Annotated in this window: 3 protein-coding genes; 1 reads left to right on the forward strand and 2 read right to left on the reverse strand. The window is 24.7% G+C overall.

Annotation, left to right across the window (positions count from 1 at the left end; all coding sequences use genetic code 11):
• Window positions 1-212: 212 nt before the first annotated feature.
• Both BGI41_RS06700 and BGI41_RS06705 read right to left on the reverse strand, forming a co-directional pair.
• Window positions 213-896: a DUF169 domain-containing protein gene (locus tag BGI41_RS06700; protein ID WP_088539749.1), complete on the reverse strand. Its 684-nt coding sequence runs from the start codon at window positions 894-896 to the stop codon at window positions 213-215.
• A gap of 102 nt (window positions 897-998) precedes the next feature.
• Window positions 999-2570, reverse strand: coding sequence for a HEAT repeat domain-containing protein (locus BGI41_RS06705; RefSeq protein ID WP_088539751.1), 1572 nt, complete (start codon window positions 2568-2570; stop codon window positions 999-1001).
• A gap of 351 nt (window positions 2571-2921) precedes the next feature.
• Between BGI41_RS06705 and BGI41_RS06710 the strand changes: the two genes are divergently transcribed.
• Window positions 2922-4562 (forward strand): CTP synthase, encoded by a 1641-nt coding sequence (locus tag BGI41_RS06710; protein ID WP_088539753.1) that lies wholly within the window; start codon window positions 2922-2924, stop codon window positions 4560-4562.
• The last annotated feature ends 134 nt before the right edge of the window (window positions 4563-4696 follow it).

Raw genomic sequence — 4696 nt, forward strand, 5'->3', positions numbered from 1 at the left:
ATTGTAATTAATTAAATTGTTTTTTAGTCTAAAATTAGATTTTAATTATTATATTAAATTGTTTTCTAATTTAAAATTAGTGTTTTAATTTGTATAGATTAATTGTTTTTTAGTTTAAAATTAGAATTTAAGTATATATAATTTAATATGATGTTAAAAACAGATTTAAATTATTTAAATTTAAAAATAAAAAAAAGAAAGAAGAAATAGTTTTATAAAATTTTATTTAATGCGTCAACAGTTGGTTCAATTTCTTCTTTATTAATACCAACTACTAATTCTTCAGGTTTAACTTTTGCTGCTTTTCTAGAACCATCACAACCTAAACTCATATTAGGTTTTTTATTAATAATAGGTCCTGCACATACATCTCCACATACTGATTGTATACCTGAGAAATTAGGATAAATTCTTTCTGCATTATTATATACAAATGCTTGTGCTGTTCTCATACCAGATAATGGTTTTGCAAAGTATATAATTACATCTGGTTCAAATTCAGCATCTTTAAGAGGTGAATATATAATTCCTTTATGTCTTACATCAATTTTTGGTAATGCTTCATATAATTGTTTACTTTCTTCTATTGATTTAAATCTTCCAAGTTCAAAGTATTTTTCTCCACTTGAAACTTTTTTAGGAGCATCTTCTAAACCAAGTGCACTTGATCCACCTTTACATGCTTCTTCATCTTTAGTTGCATAGAAAGATTTTCCTTCTGAAGCAAATTTTACCATTTGACAATGTCTTGTTGGTTCTGCAAGTTTTTCTATATTTGATGGAATTTCACTTTCATCATCAAAGAATTTAATAGCAACAACTTCTGAGTCTAAATCTAATTTTTCTTTAATATCTGATGCATATTCTGCATTTTTACTAATATCATATTCTGCCATTATTAGTGCCTCCAAGTTTTCTAATGATATTTAGTATGTTTTTATACGTACTTAATTGTTATTATAACAATTGTTTATTGTACTTATTTTTAAAAATAATCTTTATAACCTTCTTTTTGCTTTATCACGTATAAATTCATTAGGATCAGAATTTGCAATATCTCTTAATAATTTTGGGTTTTGTACACGGTCAATTGCAGCTCCACGTACATTAATATTTTTATCATTTTTAGCAATTTTTTCTATTAATTTTTTATTATTAATTTTACTTAATGCTTTAATACGTACTTCTTCATATTGTGAATTATTTAGAATTACTTCAAGTATACTTTCAGTATTTATTTTATTTATTGCTAAAATTCCAATATTTTGGTTTTTAGTCTTTGCAATAACCTCTGTAAGTAATTTTTCATCTTCTATTTTATTTACTGCAAATTTTCCAGTATCTTCATATTCAGTATTAATAGCAACTTCTTTTAAATAATTTTCATTGTTTATTTTATTAATACATGTTTTACGTATTTCTGGAAAGTCACTTTCTATTGCAATTTCACTTAAAACTTTTTCATCTTTAAGATTTGGATTTTCAAGTACTGCTTTTATAACACTAATATCATTATCATTTAAGATAATTTTTTTAAGTATATTTTCATTATTTATTTTAAGTGATGCATTTTTACGTATTATTGGATTTTCATCATTTAGAGCAATTTTTTCAAGTGTATCAACATCATCAAGAAGTTTTATTGCTTTATCTTTAACAAAATTATCTTTATCATTTAATGCTAATTTTTTAATGTAATCTGGATTTTCTGTTTTTTCCATAACTTTAATTTTAACATCTGAATGATTAGTTTTTAATCCAAGTTTAATTAATGCATCATTATCTTTAATTTCAGATATTACTCTTTGTCTTATTTTCTCAGATTTATCTTCTGATGCAACTTTTAATAGAAATTCTTCATTATTAATCTTTTCAAGTAGATATAATTTAGTATCTATTGAATTTTCTTTATTAAATAGTTCTTCAAATTCATTTTCGTCGGTAATATCTGCTTTTTTAATTGCTAAACTACGTAGGTGTTCATCATCTGAATTAAAAGCAACTTTTTTAATATTGTCTTTATTTTCAATTTTATTAAATGCTAAATTTCTTGTTTTTTTATCAATAGATTTTATTGCTATATTAGTTAGAATATCTTCATCTTCAATATTTTTTAATCCTTCTTTAATGAATTGTTTATTGTTATTATTGTTAATTAAAATCTCTTCAGCCGCTTTATCATTTTTACCTAAATGTTGGTATGCTGCAGCACGAGTTTCACTATATTTTGAGTTTTTTGCAATATCATTTAATATATCTTCATCTTGTATTTTAGCAACTGCAAGAAGTCTTGAATATCTATCTTTAAAGTTAATTGCTATATCTTTTAGCATATTAACATCCATAATTTCATTTACTGCAGTAAGTCTTTCATTTCTGTTTTCAGAGTTTTCAGCAAATTCTTTATACATAATTTGTTGTTTTTGCTTAACAGATAATTTATCAGATTCTAATAAGTCATTTACATCATATCTTTCTTTACTATTAGAATCTTCATTTATTTTATTATTTGATTGGTCATCTTCTTTATTTTCTTTTTTATCCTTTTTTAGAAAATCAAACAATCCCATAATATTACCTTTTAATCTTTTAATGTAAAATTTATAAAGTTTGTTTTATATTTGAATTATATTAAAACCTGTTAATTAAGATTAAACTTAAATTTATTCTTAAATTTTATTTTAACAGTTTAAAATATAAATTTATGAACTTAAATTAATTTTATTTGGTATTTTTAAAATTTTAAAATAAAAATTTCTAATCTTAAATTATATATAATTTATACTATTATACTTATTTATATTTTCAATAATTTTTTTTAAATTTTATATACTACAATAAACAGAAATATAAGTATTATTAATGACCTCAATGTAGGTTAAAAATTATTTTTATAATTTTTATTTTAAATTATAATTACTCTGGAGAGGATTAATCTGACAAAATATATTATTATTACAGGAGGAGTAGTAAGTTCTATTGGAAAAGGAATAACTTCTGCTTCAATAGGTAGATTACTTAGATCATATGGTGTTAAAGTATCTGCTATTAAAATAGATCCTTATCTTAATTGGGATTCTGGAACTTTAAACCCATATCAGCATGGTGAAGTATTTGTAACATATGATGGAATGGAAACTGATTTAGATTTAGGGCATTATGAAAGATTTTTAGATGTTGAACTTCCAGGTATGGCAAATATTACTACTGGTAAAGTTTATAAATCAGTCATTAGTAAAGAAAGAAGAGGAGATTATTTAGGTGCATGTGTACAGATTATTCCTCATATTACTGATGAAATTAAAAGGATGATTCGTTCTGCAGCTCATAAAAAAGATTATGATGTTGTTCTTGTAGAACTTGGTGGTACTGTAGGAGATATTGAATCTCAACCATTTTTAGAAGCTTTAAGACAATTAAGAAATGAAGAAGGACATGATAATGTTATGTTTGTACATGTAACCTATGTACCTTATCTTAATGCTGCTAAAGAATTTAAAACAAAACCAACACAACATTCTACAAAAGAATTAAGAAGTACTGGTATTGTACCTGATATGATTGTATGTAGATCTGAATCTCCAATTGATAAAGACCTTCAGAAAAAAATCTCTAATTTCTGTGATGTAGATGAAAGAGCAGTAGTAAATACTCCAGATGCAAATAGTATCTATGAAGTACCTCTTGTACTTGATGATAATAATGTTGGAGAATTTATTGTAAATAGATTAGGACTTAATATAACACCTGATTCTTCAAAACTTGATTCATGGAGAGAAGTTGTTAAAAAACTTGAAATTAAATCTCCAAAAGTAACTATTGGTATTGTAGGTAAATATGTTGAACTTGAAGATGCATATATAAGTATCCGTGAATCTTTACAACATGCTGCAGCACATGTTGGAGTTAAAATGGATATTGAATATATTAATGCAGATGTTAATCATCTTGATGAAGATATTCTTTCCCATCTTGATGGTATCTTAATCCCTGGAGGATTTGGTGGCCGTGGATTTGAAGGTAAACTTGAAGCTGTAGATTATGCAATTGATAATGAAGTACCTATTTTTGGTATATGTTTAGGTATGCAATCTATGGTTACTCAATTTGCAAGACGTAATGGATTTGAAGGTGCTAACAGTACTGAATTTGATAAAGATAATAAATACCCTGTTATTGATATGATGGAAAAACAGAAAGAAATCAAACAAATGGGTGGAACTATGCGTCTTGGTGGATATGATTGTAAATTAGTTAAAGGTACTAAAACTTATGATGCATATTCTAAATATGAAGATTACTTTAAAGGTGAAGATTTAATCGAAGAACGTCATAGACATAGATTTGAATTCAATAATGATTATAGGATTATTTTACAAGAAAAAGGTTTAGTCTTATCTGGTATTTCACCTGATGATTTCTTAGTTGAAATTGTTGAACTTCCAAACCATCCATGGTTTATTGGTTGTCAATTCCATCCAGAATTTAAATCTAGACCAAACAGACCACATCCTCTCTTTGTATCCTTTGTTGATGCTGCATACAAAAATTCAAAAAATTAAATAAAGAGTATATCCTCTCACTCTTTATTTTTATAATTATTGTTCTGATTTTAAAATAGTTTTTTTTAAATTATTTCTATTAAATGATTTATTTATTGATTAAATAGGTTTTTTTATTTAAATAAGATTTATTT

This window comes from Methanobrevibacter sp. 87.7 (genome assembly GCF_002208625.1).
Taxonomy (GTDB): domain Archaea; phylum Methanobacteriota; class Methanobacteria; order Methanobacteriales; family Methanobacteriaceae; genus Methanarmilla.